Origin of the sequence: Lentzea sp. NPDC092896, assembly GCF_044754905.1 — a bacterium.
Taxonomy (GTDB): domain Bacteria; phylum Actinomycetota; class Actinomycetes; order Mycobacteriales; family Pseudonocardiaceae; genus Lentzea.
Genome location: NZ_JBIVPX010000012.1, coordinates 106258 through 125043, shown reverse-complemented (window position 1 = coordinate 125043; position 18786 = coordinate 106258). Strand labels below are relative to the sequence as shown.

At 69.2% G+C, this 18786-nt stretch carries 17 protein-coding genes; 7 read left to right on the top strand and 10 right to left on the bottom strand.

Going from position 1 to position 18786, the window contains the following annotated elements:
- Positions 1–135 precede the first annotated feature (135 nt).
- Positions 136–1344, top strand: a complete 1209-nt coding sequence (locus tag ACIQF0_RS41495) for an RNA-guided endonuclease InsQ/TnpB family protein (protein ID WP_401039416.1) — start codon at positions 136–138, stop codon at positions 1342–1344.
- Positions 1345–1385: 41 nt separating this feature from the next.
- Here ACIQF0_RS41495 and ACIQF0_RS41490 read toward each other — a convergent pair whose 3' ends face one another.
- From ACIQF0_RS41490 to ACIQF0_RS41480, 3 genes are all read right to left on the bottom strand, one after another.
- On the bottom strand, positions 1386–2450 hold the full coding sequence (locus tag ACIQF0_RS41490; protein WP_401039665.1) for an APC family permease: 1065 nt from the start codon (positions 2448–2450) through the stop codon (positions 1386–1388).
- Positions 2451–2460: 10 nt separating this feature from the next.
- Entirely contained in the window at positions 2461–3636 is a 1176-nt protein-coding gene (locus tag ACIQF0_RS41485) for a nitric oxide synthase oxygenase (protein ID WP_401039413.1), read from the bottom strand.
- A gap of 182 nt (positions 3637–3818) precedes the next feature.
- The gene (locus ACIQF0_RS41480) at positions 3819–4889 is read right to left on the bottom strand and encodes an FAD-dependent monooxygenase (RefSeq protein WP_401039410.1); all 1071 of its coding nucleotides are present in this window, start codon (positions 4887–4889) and stop codon (positions 3819–3821) included.
- A 70-nt stretch (positions 4890–4959) separates the two neighbouring features.
- On the opposite strand from ACIQF0_RS41480, the gene ACIQF0_RS41475 reads away from it, so the two are divergent.
- The 4 genes from ACIQF0_RS41475 (at position 4960) to ACIQF0_RS41460 (ending at position 8591) form a co-directional block, all read left to right on the top strand.
- Positions 4960–5496: a TetR/AcrR family transcriptional regulator gene (locus tag ACIQF0_RS41475; protein ID WP_401039407.1), complete on the top strand. Its 537-nt coding sequence runs from the start codon at positions 4960–4962 to the stop codon at positions 5494–5496.
- A 125-nt stretch (positions 5497–5621) separates the two neighbouring features.
- A complete protein-coding gene (locus tag ACIQF0_RS41470) occupies positions 5622–7163 on the top strand; it encodes an ABC-F family ATP-binding cassette domain-containing protein (RefSeq protein ID WP_401039405.1) in 1542 nt (513 codons plus the stop codon).
- Positions 7164–7194: 31 nt separating this feature from the next.
- On the top strand, positions 7195–8403 hold the full coding sequence (locus ACIQF0_RS41465) for a cytochrome P450 (RefSeq protein WP_401039402.1): 1209 nt from the start codon (positions 7195–7197) through the stop codon (positions 8401–8403).
- Positions 8400–8591 (top strand): ferredoxin, encoded by a 192-nt coding sequence (locus ACIQF0_RS41460; RefSeq protein WP_360042100.1) that lies wholly within the window; start codon positions 8400–8402, stop codon positions 8589–8591. Before ACIQF0_RS41465 ends, ACIQF0_RS41460 begins: the two co-directional genes overlap by 4 nt.
- On the opposite strand, the gene ACIQF0_RS41455 is transcribed toward ACIQF0_RS41460, so the two are convergent.
- On the bottom strand, positions 8584–9213 hold the full coding sequence (locus tag ACIQF0_RS41455) for a TNT domain-containing protein (RefSeq protein WP_401039399.1): 630 nt from the start codon (positions 9211–9213) through the stop codon (positions 8584–8586). The two genes, ACIQF0_RS41460 and ACIQF0_RS41455, sit on opposite strands and share 8 nt — an antisense overlap.
- Positions 9214–9262: 49 nt before the next feature.
- Here ACIQF0_RS41455 and ACIQF0_RS41450 point away from each other — a divergent pair, with 49 nt between their 5' ends.
- Positions 9263–10063, top strand: coding sequence for a phospholipid scramblase-related protein (locus ACIQF0_RS41450; RefSeq protein ID WP_360042094.1), 801 nt, complete (start codon positions 9263–9265; stop codon positions 10061–10063).
- Here the strand turns inward: ACIQF0_RS41450 and ACIQF0_RS41445 are convergent.
- Complete coding sequence (locus ACIQF0_RS41445; protein ID WP_401039397.1) at positions 10044–12980, bottom strand: BTAD domain-containing putative transcriptional regulator; 2937 nt, start codon at positions 12978–12980, stop codon at positions 10044–10046. The two genes, ACIQF0_RS41450 and ACIQF0_RS41445, sit on opposite strands and share 20 nt — an antisense overlap.
- 73 nt (positions 12981–13053) lie before the next feature.
- On the opposite strand from ACIQF0_RS41445, the gene ACIQF0_RS41440 reads away from it, so the two are divergent.
- Complete coding sequence (locus ACIQF0_RS41440; RefSeq protein ID WP_401039396.1) at positions 13054–13491, top strand: hypothetical protein; 438 nt, start codon at positions 13054–13056, stop codon at positions 13489–13491.
- Positions 13492–13608: 117 nt separating this feature from the next.
- On the opposite strand, the gene ACIQF0_RS41435 is transcribed toward ACIQF0_RS41440, so the two are convergent.
- The 5 genes from ACIQF0_RS41435 to ACIQF0_RS41415 form a co-directional block, all read right to left on the bottom strand.
- Complete coding sequence (locus ACIQF0_RS41435) at positions 13609–14535, bottom strand: hypothetical protein (protein WP_401039393.1); 927 nt, start codon at positions 14533–14535, stop codon at positions 13609–13611.
- 309 nt (positions 14536–14844) lie between these two features.
- Positions 14845–15042, bottom strand: coding sequence for a ferredoxin (locus tag ACIQF0_RS41430; protein ID WP_360042083.1), 198 nt, complete (start codon positions 15040–15042; stop codon positions 14845–14847).
- Positions 15039–16232 (bottom strand): cytochrome P450, encoded by a 1194-nt coding sequence (locus ACIQF0_RS41425; protein ID WP_401039390.1) that lies wholly within the window; start codon positions 16230–16232, stop codon positions 15039–15041. The genes ACIQF0_RS41430 and ACIQF0_RS41425 overlap by 4 nt, the downstream gene beginning before the upstream one ends.
- Positions 16233–16311: 79 nt before the next feature.
- Entirely contained in the window at positions 16312–16875 is a 564-nt protein-coding gene (locus ACIQF0_RS41420; protein ID WP_401039388.1) for a TetR/AcrR family transcriptional regulator, read from the bottom strand.
- Between the two features lie 16 nt (positions 16876–16891).
- Complete coding sequence (locus ACIQF0_RS41415) at positions 16892–18781, bottom strand: bifunctional polysaccharide deacetylase/glycosyltransferase family 2 protein (RefSeq protein ID WP_401039387.1); 1890 nt, start codon at positions 18779–18781, stop codon at positions 16892–16894.
- Positions 18782–18786 lie beyond the last annotated feature (5 nt).

Genomic DNA, 18786 nt, shown 5'->3' with positions numbered 1-18786 from the left:
TGACCTGGGCCACATCACAATTGCCAGGGAGGAATTCAGGGTCTGGCAGAGCCGAGTTGGTCGGAGCGCGCAGCGCGCCGGCAATGTCCGCAGCCACCTGAAAAGAGCGAACGTCTGTTCGATAATCTTGCTTGCATGGCAGATGAGGCGGGTGTGGCCCGGTATACCTACCGGCTGCGCCTGTCCTCGTCCGCCCGTCGCATGTTGCTGGTGGAGTGGGATCGGTGCCGGTGGGTGTGGAATCAGTGCGTCGCACAGTCGCGTGAGACCCATCGGCACAACCACGAGAATCCCGATGACCCGCGCACGTGCGGGCCAGCACAGCTGGACAAGCTCCTGACTGGCTGGCGTGCCGGGCATGTGTGGTTGCGGGCTGGGTCGTCGGTTGCGGAGCAACAGGTCATCCGAGAATTCGGTGCGTCGCGTGCCAAGGCGCTCAAGGATGTGCGGGAGCGGGTGCCGCAGCGGCGGCGTGCCGGGATGCCGCGGTTCAAGAAGCGGTCGCTGGCCAAGCCGACACTCAACTACACCCGGCGCGGGTTCCGGTTGCGTGACGGTGCGCTGCAGCTGGCGGGCGGGATCGTGGTGAGGCCGGTGTGGTCGCGGGATTTGCCCGCAGCGCCGTCGTCGGTGCGCGTGTACCGCGACGGTCTCGGCCACTGGTACTGCTCCTTCGTCGTCAACACACGAGTCCAAGCCTTGCCCGAGACCGGCTGGGTGATCGGTGTTGACTGGGGTGTGAGGGAACTCGCCACCACCACCAGCGACGCGTACGACTTGCCGCACCCCGAGCACGGCAAGAGCGCCGCGGCGCGCCTGGCAAGGTATCAGCGGATGATGGCCCGTCGCCGCCCGCCGAAGGGTCGTCCCGGTTCGAAGGGCTACCAGCACGCCAAACGGCAAGCCGCGAAGATCCAGAAGAAGATCGCCCGGCGGCGGCAGGACACCGGACGCAAGTGGGCCAAGCGGGTTGTGCGCGACCATGACGCGCTCGCCGTGGAGGACTTCCGGCCGAAGTTCCTGGCCAGATCCGCGATGGCCCGCAAGTCCATGGACGCCGCGATCGGTGCCACCAAGCGTGAGCTGATTGCGATGGCCCGCAAACACGGCCGCGACCTGCGGCTGGTGGACCCGAAACACACCACGATGGACTGCGCGGCATGCGGTGCGAGAGCCAAGCACGCCTTGCCGCTGCACGAACGCATCTACAGCTGCACGTCGTGCGGAGCCGTGTCCCCCAGGGACAAGAACTCCGCGGCGGTGATGCTGGTCCGGGCAGGTTTGAACCCGGTCGGCGATGACGGCACAAGACCTGCTCGTCCGCCGGACGAGCAGGCAGCCTGAGCCGAAAATTCCCCACGCAGCCCTCGCAGGGCGGGGAGCATTCAAAGTTGCCAGAGCACCGCACCGGCCAATGTCAGGCACCCCACCAGCCCAATCGCCGGTACGACGCGCTTACCGAGCGTCCACGCGGCGGCGTTGGCGATCGCGTAGTAGAGCAGCACGCAGAACGAACTGAACACGATCGCGCGCGTGACGTCGACAGCGAGCACCAGTGCGATCGCGGCCAGCCCGGTGGCGATCTCGGCCGCGCGCAGGTCCGCCGGCAGACCGGGCAACCGGCGGTCGCGTGCCATCGCCAGTGCGGTCCGGCTGACCCCCATTTGCAACGAGAGCAACGAACCGAGCGCGGCCAGGCAGGCGGCGACGCGGATGACGGGCGCCAGCGACGGCGACACGTCAGCGAGCGTGCTCTGGGCCAGATCACCGCCCAGCGCGTCCAACGCCACGAGAGCCACGGTCGCGTAGACGACCAGCGTGATCGCCAACGAGATGACTACGGCACGTGGAATCGTCCGTGCGGGTTCTCGCACCTCCTCTCCGAGGGTGGCGATGCGCGCGTAGCCGGCGAACGCGAAGAACAGCAGCGCGGCGGCGGGAAGGATTCCTGACGGCAGGAACTCCGCCGGCTGCACGGCGTCGCGGGCCGTGACGGTGGTCAAGGCCAGCACGAGCAGCACCGCGATCACGATGATCCGGGTGACCAGCGCGGACTTCTGGACGCCGGTCAGGTTCAGCACGGTCAGCGCCACGATCGCCGCCACCGCAACGGGTTTCGGCGCACCGGCGTAGGTGCCGACGGTCAACGCCATGGCGGCGCACGACGCCGTCTTGCCCAGCACGAACGCCCACCCGGCCAGATCACCCCAGACGCGCCCGAGGCGTTCGCGGCCGTAGACGTACGTGCCGCCGGATTGCGGGTACCTGGCGGCGAGCCAGGCGCTCGACAACGCGTTGCAGCAGGCGATCACGCCCGCCACCACCAGGCTGACGAGCAACGCGGACCCGGCCGCCGCCGCGGCCGGGGCGAACACCACGAACACGCCGGCACCGACCATGGAGCCGAGCCCCACGAAGACGGCGTCGGTCAGGCTCAGACTCCGGGTCAGCTGCACACGGTCAGTGTGGAACAGGGCATCCGGCGGGCTTGTCGGCGGGGAAGAAGTTCGGCAGCAGTTCACCGGAGTCGTAGTAGCGGTGGTAGACCGGCGTCACCCCGCCCGACACGGGTGGCACGATCCAGGACCAGTCGGCGGGGCAGGATCGTCCCGCGGCCTCCTCCTTCTCCAGGTGCGTCAGGAACCTCTTCGACTCGGTGTGGTGGTCGGTGATCGTCACGCCGGCCTCGCCGAACGAGTGCAGGACGGCGCGGTTGAGCTCCACGAGAGCTCGGTCGCGCCACAACGTCGCCTCCGACGACATGTCCAGGCCCATTCGCTTGGCGAGGTACGGCAGCAGGTCGTAGCGGTCGTGGTCGGCCAGGTTGCGGGCGCCGATCTCGGTGCCCATGTACCAGCCGTTGAACGGCGCCGACGGGTAGTCGATGCCGCCGATGCGCAGGCGCATGTTGCTGATGGCGGGGACGGCGTGCCACTTCACGCCGAGCGCCCCGAGCCACGGGAAGTCCGGGTGCGCCAGCGGGACCTCCAGCACGGCGTCCTCGGGGATCTCGACGAGCGCGGGGTCGTGGCCCTTGCACGACACCATGAGCGGCAGCACGTCGAACGGGCCGCGCGTCGCGGGCGGTTGCCAGCCGCGTTTCAACGCGAGGTCGGTGAGCGCCAGGTTGCGCGCGTCGCCGAGCACTCCGCCGTCGGAGCCGCGGTAGGCGGCGTAGCGGATGATCTGCTCGTTGATGATCTGCGGCGCCTCCATGCCGGGCTCGGCGGGGCCGAAAATCGTGATGACGGGCCGGATCTTGCCCTTGTTCGTGGCGACGCGGAGGTGCTCGACGCAGTCCGCCGCCACCTCGGCGGGGGCAGAGACCTCGCGCTGGTCGCGCACTTTCAAGCTCCGCCAGTACAGGCGGCCGATGCAGCGGGAGCTGTTGCGCCAGGCCACGCGGGCGCCGAAGGTCAGTTCGGCGGTCGTGTGGCGGTAGGTGCCGGTCGCGGCGATCTCCGCGTGCACCTCGGCCAGCCTGGCCTCGACGGGACCGAGTTCCGGATGTTCGGCGTGGTGCTGCCGGACGAAGTCCTCAGCCTCGGAGATGTCGATCTCGCCGCTGTTCTCGACCTGCGCCGGGGGAAGCGCCGAGAGGGAACGGGGCAGCACATCAGTCGGGACGGGGGTCATGGCGAGGCACCGTAGTTGCGCTTTCGTGGAGCGGGAACCGCCTGTCGCGCTACGCCATCTGGATCACTGGACCGCGTCCGATACGTACAGCGATTACTTGATACCGCAACCGGGTGACAATGGGCGCTACAAAGGGTGGTTCTCGACCGTTATCGCGCCGACATCAAACATTGACCTGTGATTCACTTCACCGCTGGATTCGACCCGTTCGAGTGAACTTCGGGGACGTTCCACGAAGAGAAACGCGTCATCCCCTGAATTGCCAACGAAGGTGGCATCACGCGGAAGGCGAAGTTCCGCAACGCCAAGGCGATCGGTGACCGCAGTTCGATCCCGAACCTTCCAGCCATCCGCGATCCCTTCCACACGGACTGCGTGCGTGGACGCCGCAAAGCGTCGTATCGCGCGAGATCACCGTTGCACAGGGCCAAAGTCACGGCGTCCTCCAACGCCATGCACGCGCCCTGACCGAGGTACGGCGTCATCGCGTGCGCCGCGTCGCCGAGCAACGCCACACGCCCCTTCACGAACGTCGGAAGCAACGGCAGGTGGTAGATGTCGTGCCTGATCACGTCCGGAGTCGACGCCAGCAGTTCAGGCAGCGGGTCGTGCCAGTCCGCGAACAACGCGACCGGGTCCAGGTCGGCCTGAGCGGGAGCGACGGCCGCGACGTACCAGCAGACCCTGCCGTCCCCGAGCGGCAGGACGCCCGCCTCGCCGCCGGGGCCGAGCGTCTGCGAGATGGGCAGGTCGCAGGGGCCCGGCGCCACCCCTCGCCACGCCGTGGCGCCCGCGTAGACCGGTCCCGGCGCGTCGGGCAGCAGTTCCGCGCGCAGGCGGCTGTTGATGCCGTCCGCCGCCACCACGAGGTCAGCGTCCAGGTCGTCGGCGCTGGTCACCTCGGTGTCGGTGAAGAGGATCTCGGACGGGAGCGCGCGCAGCAGGACGCCGTGCAGGTCGGCGCGGTGCATCGCGATGACCTTCTCCTGGCCGACGTCGGGCAGGTGCACGAGCCAGCGCCCGTCGACCGCCCGGACCCCACCGGAGACGCGCGGCGTGCCCAGCCGCCGGACCTCGTCGGCGACGCCCATCCACTCCAGCGCCCGCAACGCGTTCGGCATCACGCCCACGCCGGCACCGATCTCACCGAACGCGGCCGCGCGTTCGTGCACGACGACCTCCCAGCCGACGCGGCGCAACGACACCGCCGCCGCCAGCCCGCCGATGCCGCCGCCCACCACGATCGCCTTCATCGCATCCTCCTCTACAGATGTAGAAGACTCTACATCTGTAGACTACAGCTGTAGAGAGACGAGGAGCACAGTGCGCAAAGACCTGATCACCGACGCCGCGATCCAGCTCGTCGCCGAACAGGGCATGCGCGGGCTCACCCACCGCGCGGTGGACCGTCAGGCCGGGCTGCCGGAGGGCTCCACCAGCGCGTACTTCCGCACCCGCAAGGCGTTGATCGAGGGGTTCGTGGCGCGGCTCGCGGACCAGGAGCGACTGGACGTCGTGCCCGATCCCGACGACGTCGCGGGCAGCATCGCGCGGACGCTCGACAGCTGGCTCGTCGAGCGGAACAGGACGCTCGCGAGGTACGCGGCGATGCTGGAGGCCACGCACCACCCCGAGCTGAAGTCGATCATGGTCCACTCCCCGCGCGAGCAGGCCACCGCGATCGCGAAGATGCTGGGCCACTCCGATCCCGAACGGGCGGGCGCGCACTTCACGGCGTTCCTGGAGGGCCTGCTCTTCTACCGGCTCGTCGGCGGCGGCAGCACGGTCGGGCCGGAGCCGGGCACCGAGGAGAGCGTTCAGGACCTCCGCAAGGCCGTCGAAAAAGCGTTGCGACCGTAAGTACCGTGGGTTTCATGGGATTCGGGTACGGGGTCTTCTACCTCTGATCACGGACGTGTGCCACCGCGCAACACGTCCTGATTTCGCGTACCCAGAAGAGGATCCCCGTGCGTTCGCATGTTCATTTGACGACCCAAGATCTCACCAAGGGCTATGAGGCCGGGCCCGTCGTCGACGGCATCTCGCTGAAGGTCTCCGCGGGCCAGCGTCTCGGCATCATCGGCGAGAACGGTCGCGGCAAGACCACCCTGCTCCGCCTGCTGGCCGAGGACCTGGTGCCGGACCAGGGAACTGTCACCCGGCACGGTTCGTTGAGCCTCGTGCAACAGGAAATGCCGTTCCACACAACCGAAACGGTGGGGGACCTGCTGTCCGAGGCGTTGCGCGAAAGCCGTCAGGCACTGTCCGAACTGGACGGTGCGGCGGAGCCGTTCGACGAGCAGCGTTACGAGAAGGCCCTGGCCCACGCCGAGAACATCGAGGCGTGGGACGCCGAACGCCGCGCCGACATCGCGCTCAAGGCCCTCGACGCCGACCACGCCAGGTCGACGAGACTGGCCGGGCTCAGCGTCGGGCAGCGCTACCGCGTCCGGCTCGCCTGCCTGCTCGCCGAGCGCGCGGACGTCCTGCTGCTCGACGAACCGACCAACCACCTCGACGCGGGCGCGCTGGCGTTCCTGACCGAACGCCTCCAGCAGCACCACGGCGTCGTGGTGCTCGTGAGCCACGACCGCACGTTGCTGGACGACGTCTGCACCCAGTTGCTCGACCTCGACCCGTCCCCGGACGGCGAGGTGCACCTGCACGGCGGCGGCTACCGGGCCTTCAAGGAGGCCAAACGCGCCGAGCGCCGGCGCTGGGAGCAGCGGTTCGCCCAGGAGGAGGCCGAGCACGGCGACCTGGCCGAGAAGGTCGACCGCGCCCAGTCCCGCCTGATCGACGGCTGGCGTCCGCCGAAGGGCACGGGCAGGCACCAGCGCACCACCCGTGCGGCGAACAAGATGCGCAACGTCGCGCGCCGACTGGCGGAGCTGGACGACCAGCGCGTCGACGCTCCCCCGCCACCGATGCGCTTCACGCCGCCGGAGCTGGAGGCGAGCGGCGACCTGCTGCACGCCACCCCGCTCGACGTACCCGGAAGGCTGAACCTCACCGAGCCGATCTCCCTCAGCGCGGGCGAGAAGCTGCTCGTCACCGGCCCGAACGGAGCGGGCAAGTCGACGCTGCTGAACGTGCTGGCGGGCCGCCTGCAGCCGTCGAACGGCACGGTGCACCACGTCGGCAGGGTCGCGCTGCTGGCCCAGGAGTCGACGTTCGAGAACGAGGACGCCACGGCCGCACAGCTGTGTTCGCGGGTGGGGGAACTCGGTCTGCTCAGCGGAAAAGACCTGGTGCGCCCGGTCGGCCGGCTGTCCACTGGACAGCGCAGGCGCCTGGAGCTGGCGATCCTGCTGAGCAGCGCTCCGCACGTCCTGCTGCTCGACGAACCGACCAACCACCTGTCGATCGCCCTGGTCGACGAACTGACCGAGGCGCTGGACCAGACCCGTGCGGCGGTGGCCGTCGCGACCCACGACCGGCAGATGCGGACAGATTTCGGTTCGTGGCGGTCCGTAACCCTCGATTCATCTTCACGGAGTCATGAAACTTCTGTAGCTTCGAAATAGGTCCTCTACCGAGCACTGGGAGGTGTGCGAGATGACCGAACTGATCTCCGAGAAACTGCCCACGACGCGCCAGAACCCGTTCGACCCGCCGGCCGAGGTCACCCGGATCCGCGAGCAGGCCCGCGTCAGCAGGCTGAAGTTCGCCGACGGCCACCTCGGCTGGCTCGTCACCGGTCACCACCAGGTGCGCGAGGTCCTGGGGAGCCCGAAGTTCACCAACGACCCCGGCCGGCACCACATGCTGGACGTCAGGTTCCAGGGCGAGGCGCCGGCGGAGAAGCGCAAGGTCGAGCCGGGCATGTTCCTGAGCCAGGACCCGCCGGACCACACCCGGCTGCGCAGGATGCTGCAGGGCCAGTTCACCGTCCGGCGGATGAACCAGCTGGCCGAGTGGATCGGCACGATCGTCGACGACCAGCTCAAGCACCTGCACACGTTCGACGGCCACGCGGACCTCGTGAAGGAGTTCGCGCTTCCGGTGCCGTCGCTGGTGATCTGCGCGATTCTCGGCGTCGACTACGACGAGCGGCACAGGTTCCAGGAAGACACGACGAAGATGCTGAGCCTGGAGTCGACGTTCAAAGAGGCCATGGAGGCGATAGCGCGCATCCAGGAGTTCATGCGCGAGCTGATCGTCCGCAAGAAGGCCGACCCGGGCGACGACATGATCAGCGATCTGCTCGCCACCGGTGAGCCGACCGACGAGGAAGCGTCGAACATGGCGCTGCTGCTCCTGCTGGCCGGCCACGAGACCACGGCGAACATGCTGGGCCTCGGCACGTTCACGCTGCTGCGGCACCCGGACCAGCTCAAGATCCTGCGCGACGAGCCGGAGGTCGTCGACAACGCCGTCGAGGAGCTGATGCGGTACCTGTCGATCATCCACTTCGGACCGACGCGCACCGCCGTCGAGGACGTGGAGATCGACGGCCACCTCATCAAGGCCGGTGACACCGTGGTGATGCACGTGCCTGCGGCCAACCGCGACCCGGAGAAGTTCCCCGGCAACCCCGAGGAGCTCGACCTGCGCCGTCCGGCGAGCGGCCACGTGGCGTTCGGGCACGGCATCCACCAGTGCCTGGGTCAGCAGCTCGCGCGAATCGAGATGCGGATCGGTTTCTCCAGGCTGTTCCAGGAGTTCCCGGACCTGCGGCTCGACATCGACCCCGAGGAGGTGCCGCTGCGCACCGACATGGGGATCTACGGAGTCCACTCGCTGCCAGTAGCGTGGACGGCATGAAGATCTCCGTCGACCAGACGAAGTGCTGCGGTTCGGGAATGTGCGTTTTGACCGATCCCGACCTCTTCGACCAGAGCGAAGACGACGGCACCGTCGTACTGCTGGAAGAGCACCCCGACGCCGCGCACGAGGCCACCGCGAAGGAAGCGGCGAGCCTGTGCCCGGCGGGCGCGATCACGGTCAGTTGATCCGCACGAGGTAACCGTTGGAGAGCAGCCAGGCGACGTTCAGTGCCCCGTCGCCTGGCACCAGCGCCCTGTCCAGCTTCTGCTGCAGCCCGCCGCCGGGCTGCTCGAACCAGGGCGCGATGGGCCCCTCCCACACCGCGAACGCCTTGGTGACCTTGTAGGCGTGGTAGTTGCACCGGTACGCGGCATCGAACGTGTAGAGGCTTTGCGGCGGAATCGCCCTGGTCGAGTAGTGCGCACCCTTGTACGCCAGGAACCTGCCGAACTCGCTGCCGAACCGGTCGAGCCTGGTCTCGGGGCGCAACGTCGTCCTGTACTTGATCGGCTCACCGTCGGGCCGCAGCCAGAACCCGTCCTGCGGCGGGTAGTTCCACCCCGTGCCGTTCCAGTACCTGGCCAGGAAGGCGTCCTGCCCGAGCGAGCCGAACCGCTGGTACCCGGCGACCAGCGGCCCCACGGGCTGCTGCCACGGGCGGGGCAACGTCTCCGGCCCGAGCCTGCTGTCGTTCTGGTAGGCGCCCGCGCACGCTTCCGGTGCGGCACCGGCGATTCCGGCATTGACGCCGAACAGGACGAGTACCGCGGTCAGCAACGCCGCGAAGAATCGTTTGCCCACGAACATGCTTCCGATCCTGACTCAGTTCCACGACCGGCGCACTACTCTCATCGGTGTGAACTTCGCGCCAGGCTGGTACCCGGACAACGCCGACCAGCGCTTCGTCCGCTGGTGGGACGGCACCCAGTGGACGCCCCACGTGCAGCCGCGCCAGGAGCAGGCCGACGCCCACCACGCCGAGGTGCAGATGGGCGGCACCGGTCAGGACCGGGTGGCGCGGCAGGTGCAGCGCGCCGGCGTCCAGGGCGTCGTCGGCGGAGGCGGTGGCACCCTGTTCACCGAGCCCGTCCTGGTCGTGAACCAGAAGGCGAAGCTCGTCGAGATGTCGAACTCCTACGTCGTCTACGACCAGCACGCCCGCCACATCGGCACGGTGGAACAGGTCGGCCAGTCCGGCGCCGCCAAAGCCCTGCGCGCCTTCACCAAGATGGACGCGATGCTCGACGTCCGCCTGGAGATCCGCGACGTGCAGGGCCTTCCGCTGCTGCGCATCACCCGTCCCGCGACGATGTGGAAGTCCAAGGTCCTGGTCGAGCGCGGCGACGGCATGCCGATCGGCGAGATCGTGCAGGAGAACGTCTTCGGCAAGGTCCGCTTCGCCTACGTGTGCAACGGGATGAAGGTGGGCGGCATCTACGCGGAGAACTGGCGCGCGTGGAACTTCTCGTTGCAGGACCACACCGACACCGAGGTCGCGCGCATCACGAAGACCTGGCAGGGCATGGCGAAGGCCATGTTCTCGACGGCGGACAACTACGTCGTGCAGTTCCACCGCCAGGTGCCGGACCCGTTGCTCAGCATGATCATCGCGTCCGGCGTCACGGTCGACACGGTGCTCAGCCAGAACCAGGGCTAGTCGCCAGGCGGAGTTCGTCGACCTCGGCCTGGAACCCGGCCGCCGTCAGCGTTTCCTCCGCCAGCTGCCAGTGCTCGCGCGCCTCGTCCCGCCGCCCGGCGCGCTCCAGCGCGTTGCCCAGCACCCGCAACGACCGCCCGAACTCCGGCGGCGACCCCATCTTCCGAGCCTGTTCCATGGCGAGGGAGGCCAGCGTCAACGCCTCTTCCGCGGTGGAGGCCATCCCGGACCTCAGGCGCCACACCCAGATGCGGCCCTGCCGGTCGTCGTGCTCCTCGAAGAACTCCCAGGCCTGCCGCAGCTGGTCCTCCGCGAGGGAGTCCTGCCCCGACCGGATCAGCGTGTCCGCCAGGAACAGCCGGATGTTCGCGGCCAGGTCCGGGTCCCCGAACTTCTGCGCGGCGGCGAGGGACGCCCGCAGGAACTCCACCGACAACGTCAGCTCGCCGGTGAACTGGTGCAACCGCCCCAGTTCCAGCGTGGCCATCAACTCGCTCTGCGAGTCCCCCATCTGCCCGGCGAGCCGGCAGGCCCGTTCCAGGTAGCCCTGCGCGGCGACCAGTCCGCCGGCCCGGCGCTCGATGGCGCCCAGCGAGCACAGCACCTCGATCTCGCCGTGCGGGTTGTCGGAGGCGGCGAATCGGGCCTTGGCCTCGCGATGCGCCTCACGGGCCTCCGCGGACCGTCCGCTCCACTCGTGCATCCAGCCCATGCCGTACCAGGCGTAGGCCTCGCCCCACACGTCTCCGGCGGCGGCGAAACCCTCCTGTGCGGCCTGGAAGTGGGCAGAGGCCGCGGCGTAGTCGTGCAGCCGGGCGCTCAGGATCCCGCGCTGCTGGAACAGCATCGGCCGGCGGGACTCGGGCGCGCAGGACAGGCCGAGGTCGTTGATCTGCTCCCAGTCGTCGAACCGGGCCCGCAGGTCGCAGAACGCCGCCGACCGGATCGCCAGCTCGGCGGCCAGCACGCCCAGTCCCAGCGCCGCCGCCTGGGTGATCACGGCGTGGATGTTCAGCCACTCCGCGTCGAACCAGTCGGCCGCGTCGCCGAGGTCGAACCGTTCCAGCTCGAGGGGTTCCAGCCGGACGCCCTGGTGCGGCAGCTCCGCGTCGGCCCGCATCGCCAGGTCGAGCCACTGCTCGAACAACGGCCCGAGCGCGATGGCCGCGTCCTCCGAGGCGGCCTCCCGGCCGAAGGCGCGCAACAGGTCGTGCAGCCGGTACCGCACCTGTCCCAGCGCGTCCCGGCCCGCGTACTCGACCAGGCGGGCGTCGACCAGCGCCTCGACGTGGTCCTCGGCGTCGTCGAGATCGAGGCCCAGCAACGGGGACGCGACCCACGCCGGGAAGTCCGGGGTGTCCACCAGGGACAGCAGCCGGAACGCGGTCTGGCGCGTCTTGTCCAGGCCGTCGTAGGACAACGCGAGTGAGGCCCGCACGTCGAGATCGCCCAGCGACAGCTCGTCGAACCTGCGGCGTTCGTCGGACAACCGGCCGGCGAGCTTCGCGAGCTGCCAGTGCGGACGCGCCACCAGCCGGGCCGCGGCCACCCGCAACGCCAGCGGCAGCTTGCCGCAGTAGGTCACGATCTCCTGCGCCGCGGCGGGTTCGGCGGCACACCGGGCCTCCCCGACCGCGGCCCGCAGCAACGCCAGCGCGTCCGCGGACGGCAGCACGTCCAGCGGCACGACGTGCGCCGCCTCCAGCCCGGCCAGCGCGGCCCGCGAGGTCACCAGGGCGGCACCCGAGGTGGTCCCCGGCAGCAACGGCCGGACCTGGGCCTCGTTCACCGCGTTGTCCAGCACGACGAGGATCCGCCGGTCCGACAACAGGTCCCGGTAGAGATCGACCCGATCCTCCACAGAGGACGGAATGGCACCGCCGGACACGCCGAGGCCGCGCAGCAACCGGTCCAGGGCGGCCGCGGGTTCGACGGGCTTCTGCTCACCGCCGCGCAGGTTCAGGTACAGCTGCCCGTCCGGGAAGGCGTCCCGGACGGCGTGGGCGCAGTGCACGGCCAGCGACGTCTTGCCGACGCCACCGGGCCCGGTGATCGTCCAGGTGCCCCCGGCCCGCAACCCGGCGGTCAGCCGCACGACCTCGTCGGACCGCCCGGAGAAGTCACCGACCGCGGGCGGCAGCCAGGACGGTCCCGAGTGGACGGCGACCGGCGCGGAAGAGCCCGCGAGGACCTCCATGTGCAGGGCGCGGAGCTCGGCGTTCGGGTCGATGCCGAGCTCGTCGGCGAGCACCTCGCTGGCCCGGCGGTAGACGTCCAGCGCCTGCGCCTGCTGGCCGGTGCGGTGCAACGCGAGCATGAGCTGGTACCAGAAGCGTTCGCGCAGCGGGTGTTCCGCGACGAGCGAGCGCAGTTCGTCGACGATCTGGTCGTGCCGGCCCAGCTGCAGCTCGGCGTCGTTGCGGCGTTCCAGCACCTCCCAGCGCTGTTCGTTCAGGCGCTGCACGTCGGTCTGTTCCATCCGCAGCGACGACACCTGGTCCAGGGCCGGGCCGCGCCACAACGCCGCGGCCTCGCCCAGCAGCCGCGCCTCCGTCTCCAGATCGGGCGCGCGCCGGGCTTCCGCGCGCAGCCGCTGGAACGTCAGCAGGTCGAGCTGGTCGTCCTCGACGTGGATCGAGTAGCCGGTCGGCCACGTGCGCACGAGTTTGCGGTCGGCCAGGTCGTCCAGCGTCTGCCTCAACCGCATGACGTACGTCTGCAAGGTCGCGCGCGCCGCACCCGACGGCTCGTCGCCCCAGAGGTGTTCCATCAGCTCGTAGGACGAGACCGGCGCGTTCGCCTTCATCAGCAACGCGGCGAGCAGGACACGCTGTTTGGCCGAGCGCAGCTCCACCGCCCGGCCCGAGTCGGTGACCTGCAACGATCCGAGAACCCTGAACTCCCACCGGCGTTGCATGGGCCCGATCCTAACCAGCCGGTAACCCGAGGTGTCAGCGAAATGTCAGCGGGCCGCGTGATGCTTCTCGCCCATGAAGCGGACAACCTTCCTCGCCGTCGCGGCGTTGTTCCTGGGAGTGGTGACGTCCGGCCAGGCCCAGGCCGAGAGCGCCCCCGGCTGCGGACCGGTGACGCAGATCGGCACCACCGGCTACATCGGTTCCGGCGGGCAGAAGTGGGCCTCGGTCAAGCAGTTCAAGGGCTGCGGCAAGAACTGGGCGTACATCTACACCTGGGACAGCGTGCACAACGCGGGCGCGCCCTACACCCCGGTGTTCGTCATCATCGCGAAGTGGGGCAGCGAGTCCTCACGTGAGCCGTACGCGCACGCGGGCCGCAAGGCGGGCAGCTACCGGCAGCAGGAACTCTGGTCCTACGGCACGGACACCCTGGACACCTGCACCAACGCGTTCGCCGAGTGGTACTCCGGCGCCGCGACCTACCGCGCCGAGACCAGCATCCGCTGCTGACGCACCAGACCGGAGCGGCGTCTTGGCCCCCCAGCGGGGCGCCGCTCCCCTTCAGACGGTGTCGCCGGGGCCCGAAGCCCAAACCTCTCCTCGGGCCCCGGTGACGCCTCCACGCTGCTAGGCCGCTCCTTGTGACGTCATGAACTTCCCCAGACGTGACGCCAGATCGTCCGCGGCCTCGTTGCCCCGCAACCGTTCCGCCTCCTGCTTCAACGGCCGCATGCGATCCCGGGTGCGGGCCGAGCGGATGGGACCGGACACCGCGATCGCCTGTTCCCCGACCTCGCGCGCGCGTTCGGTGTCGTTCTGCACCAGGTGGTTCATCGCCAGCGCGGCCAGCCGGAACGACTGGCTGCGCGACGTTTCCTCTCCCCCGGCGGAAATGGCCCTGGTGAGCAGCGGGATCGCCGTCCGCGCGTACTTCACGTCGCACGTGCGTGCGAGTTCGGTGTGCACCATGCCGCCGATGGACACCAGGTCGGCGAGGTCGAAGAACCGCGCCCACGGCGGTGCGTCCTCGGCGACGGACTGTCCGAACTCGTCCTCAGCACGTGCGAACTGGCGCAACGCCTGCCTTTCCGCGCCCATCTTCGCGAACGCCCACGCCTCGTTGGCGTGCAGGATCGACACGGCCAGCGTGGATCCGCTGGCCTGCGCGATGGGCAGACCTCGTTGGAACGACGCCAAAGCGTCCTCGGCGAGCTCGTAGTGCAGGTGCACGCGGCCCATCCGGTAGTGGATGTTCGCCTCCAGCGCGCTGTTGCCGGACGCGCGCGCGAGGCCCATCGCACGGCCGAAGTGCAGGTGTGCGGACTCCAGCAGTCCCATGTCGAACGACGCCCAGCCGGCCAGGTTGTGCAGGTCCGCGATGGCCACCTGGAGGCGGTGCAGGACCCGTCCTGCGGAGGCGGTGTCGAGCAGCGGGTTCGCCCAGTTCAGCAACGCGACGCAGGCGTCCCGGCAGGCACCGCCGCCATATTCGTGATCGAGTGCCCGAAGCGCACTTGTCAGAGATTCGACATGCCGCACGTCGGTCTTGTCCACGCGAGCCGGAAAAGCTTCGCCGCTGAACATAGGTTGGCCCTCCTGACGTGCGCCGCGCACCCGTTGCAGAGGTACCCGCTACACACCGCCGGTATTCACCGCGCCGCCGCCACCATCCCTCTGTCGGGCCTGGTCGGGAAGGGTCTTTGGACCTTCCCGGAACACGTCGGCGCGGCCACCACAACGCCGTGGTGGCCGCGCCTACGATTTCGGACGGCCGTGGTGATCGGAAAGGGGCCAACAAGGTGTCAGCACCGCCGAACTGAATCCATTTCCGGTAATTGCTCCTCACCGGAACGGCCGATCAAGTCACTCTTCCAGGCTCACCACCTGAGCGGGACACCTGTCCACCGCGTCACGAACACCCGGCAGCAGGTCGGCGGACGGTTCGGCGACCAGCACGAGGCCGAGCCCGTCGTCATCCGACTGATCGAACACGTCCGGTGCGGCGAGCACGCACTGGCCCGATCCGATGCACTTCGTCTGGTCTATCCGGACTGTCGTCACCAGACCACCGGAATCTCGGCGGCGCCATAGGTGATCATGTCGTTGCGGTACCTCAACTCCGTCACGGGCACGGCGGGCCGCAGGTTCGGGAACCGTTCGAACAGCGACCGAAGCCCGATCTGCAGCTCCGCGCGGGCCAGGTTGGCGCCGAGGCACTGGTGCGGCCCGAAACCGAACCCCAGGTGCGACACGGCGTCCCGTTCCAGGTCGAGCTCCCCGGCCCGCGGGCAGAGCGCCTCGTCGAGGTTCGCCATGAGCGACACGCTCACCCAGTCCCCCGCCCTGATCAGCACGCCGTCGACCTCGACGTCCTCGGTCGCCCTGCGGATCAGACCGGAGCCGCCGAGCTGGCCCACCGTGTACCGCATCAGCTCCTCGACCATCACGTCCGCGCGGCTCGGGTCGCGCTGGAGGATCTCCAGCTGGTCGGGCTTCTCGAACAGGTGCAGCGTGAACAGGCCGAGGAAGTTCGACGTGGTCTCGTGCCCGGCCGCGAGCAGCCCGATGCAGAGGAAGATCAGCTCGTCCATGCTGAAGTCGGTGTCGTTGGCCATCAGGCCGATCATGTCGTCGTTCGAGCCGGCGGCCTTCTTCTCCGCGACGATCGGCGCGAGCACCTCGGCGAGCTTGGTGGCGTGCGCGAGGTACTCGTCCTTCGAGCCGTTCTTGCCGAACAGGTCGCCCGCCGTGGCCTGGAACAGCTCCTGGTGCTCCGGCGGCACGCCCAGCAGTTCGGCGATCACCAGCGACGGCAGCGGCAGGCACAGCGAGGTGACCAGGTCCGCGGGAGCGCCCTTGGCCTCCATCACGTCGAGGTGCTCGTCGACGATCTGCTGGATGCGCGGACGCAGCTCGTTCATGCGCTTGACCATGAAGCCGCGCGAGAGAGGGCGGCGCAACCGCATGTGCTCGGCGCCGTCGATGCCGTTGATGTTGCCCGGCTGGTCGGGGTCGAGCACGGTCTCGCCCTCGTCGGTGCGCATCTCGGGCTGGCCGCCCTTGCGGGTGCTGAACCGCGCGTCGGACAGGACCTGCCGGACACCGGCGTAGCTGGACACGACCCAGGCCTCGACACCGTTGGGCCAGAGCATCTTCACCGGTCCGTCGCCGACGGCCTCCGGAAAGCCGGTCGGCGGCTGCAGCGGGTGGTCGCGCTCGTGCAGGACCGGGCAGACGGCAGCTTCAGTCACGGGAAATCCCCCTCAACAGAACAGAACTGTTCTTTTGAATCCATGACCGAACGTAGCGAAGAAACTACTCTTTGACGAGTTATTTGGCCCTAAAGGTGCCGATCAGCGGTCTCAACAGGCCGTCGACGATGCTGTCGATCACGTTCTGCTCCTCTGACCGCAGGACGAACGTCGAGATCAGCGCGGTGATGAGGACGTCGGCGTTCAGGTCGCCCGGCAGTTCACCCCGGTCCTTCGCCCGGTCCACGGCGACCCGGAGGTGCTCGGTGTAGGCGCGGTCGACGTGTTCCTCGCGCAGGCACGCGAGGTCGGCGTCCTGGCGGCTGCCCTCGAGCAGCCCGAGGAAGATCCCGGCGGTATCGAACGGCCTCGGCTCGTACCACGCCAGCAGGATCTGGCGGACGTCCTCGGCGAACGTCCCCTCGTCCGGCTGCGACAGCCGGGGCAGGTTGGCCTTCAGCGCGTCCGTGATGAGCCGCGCCTTGGACGGCCAGCGCTGGTAGAGGCTCGCCTTGCTGGCACGTGCCCTGCCCGCGACCAGGTCCATGTTGAACCGCGCGTAGCCGACCTCGGCCAGCACTCCGAGCACGGCGGCGAAGACCTCCTGCTGACGCGCCGGTGCGTCCAGGGGCGTGCGACCCACACCGGCCTCCCTCGGCTCAGGTGACGTGCACCGTACCGGGAGCGTCCATGAGCCGGCCCGTGCGCCGCACCGACATCCACCGCAACTGCGTGCCGTGCGCCGCCGTGATCAACGACTGGATCACCACGACGTACATCAGCTGCCGGTACAGGACCTGTTGCAGGGGATAGGCCCACAACGGCTTGAGCGACTCGCCGTCGAGCCGCAGCGCGTAGCCCGCGCTCGCCGTCTGGATCAGCAGGAACACCGCCCACACGATCAACGCGAGCGGTGCGTCCGCGACGAGGAACCCGTACAGCACGAAGAGGTCCATCACCGGTGCGAGCAACGGCAGCAGCAGGTGGAACGCCAGCAGGTAAAGGATGCCGAACCGGCCCATCGGCCCGTTCTCCACCAACGCGCCGCGGTGCTTCCACATCGCCTGAAAAGTGCCGTACGACCAGCGATAGCGCTGCTTGAACAGGCCGTGGACGGTGGCGGGCGCCTCGGTCCAGGCCTTGGCCTCCGGACGGTAGGCGACCCGCCAGCCCGCGCGCGTGACGGCCATCGTGAGGTCCGTGTCCTCGGCCAGCGTGTCGTCGCTGACGCCGCCGACGTCGACGAGCGCGGCCCTGCGGAACGCCCCGACCGCGCCCGGCACCGTCGGGATGCAGCGCAGCGCGTGCAGGATCTGCCGGTCCAGGTTGGACCCCGCGCAGTACTCCAGGTGCTGCCAGCGCCCGAGCAGACCCTGCCGGTTGCCGACCTTCGCGTTGCCGGAGACCGCGCCGACGTCGTTGTCCGCGAACGGCTGCACGAGCTGGCCGACCGTGTCCGGCTCGAAGATCGTGTCGCCGTCCACCAGCACGAGCACGTCGTGCGTCGCCTCGCGGATGCCCGCGTTCAACGCCGCGGGCTTGCCCTGGTTGGCCTGCCGGATCACGGTGACGCCGGGCAGGTCCAGTTCCTCGGCGATGTCCGCGGTGCCGTCCGTCGAGCCGTCGTCCACGACGATCACCTCGACGTCGGCCAGGTGGTCGTTCCCGGCGATGGACCTGACGGTGGCGACGATGTTCAGCGCCTCGTTGAACGCGGGGACGACCACGGAGACCGGCGGCGCGTGCCACGGCGGCGGCTCCTCCTCGCTCTCACGCCGCAGCCGGCGGTCGGTGTGCGCGAGGCCGAGCTGCATGAGAGTGCGCAGCAGGCCGAGCAGGGCGGCGATCGCGATGGCCGTGCCGAACAGCACGAGCACGATGCCGCCGTTGCGCTGCGACCACGTGGTGACCGCGCCGGTGAACCGTTCGCGCGCGGAGGCCGCGACCGGCTGCTCGTCGCTGATCAGCACGAACCGGTAGCCGGGCTGCTTCGCGAGCTCGCGGGCGATGTCGCCGCCGATGCTGCCGTCGTCGTGCAGCCGGACGACGCCACCCTTGTCCTGCAACGCCATCCGGACCAGCGTGCCGATGTCCTGGTACTCGCGGTCGCCGCTGTCGACCTCGGCAGGAGCGCCGACCAGTCGCGTGTGGACACCCAGCGCGTCGGCGAGCGCGGCCTGGGCGAAGGCGACGTTGAGCGAGTTGGCGAGATCACCCTCGGCGCGGAACCCGTCGAGGCCGATCCGGTGCCCCTCGGCGACGATCCGCCGCGCCACGTCGGGATGGCGGGTGACCTGGGCCCCGGTGACGTAGAAGGTCGCCTTGACACCGGCGGCCCGCAACCTCTCCAGGGTGCGCGGGGTCCACTTCGGGTCGGGGCCGCCGTGGAACGCCAGCGCGAGCGTGCCCTCCGGCAGCTCGCGGTGCTCTCCCGTCTGCTGCACGGGCACGGGCCTGATCGCGGCGTAGGCGTGGAACGACACCACGCTCATCAGCACGAGCAGCCCGAGCAGGATGGAGATCCAGTGCAACCGTGGCGTGCGCTTCACCACGC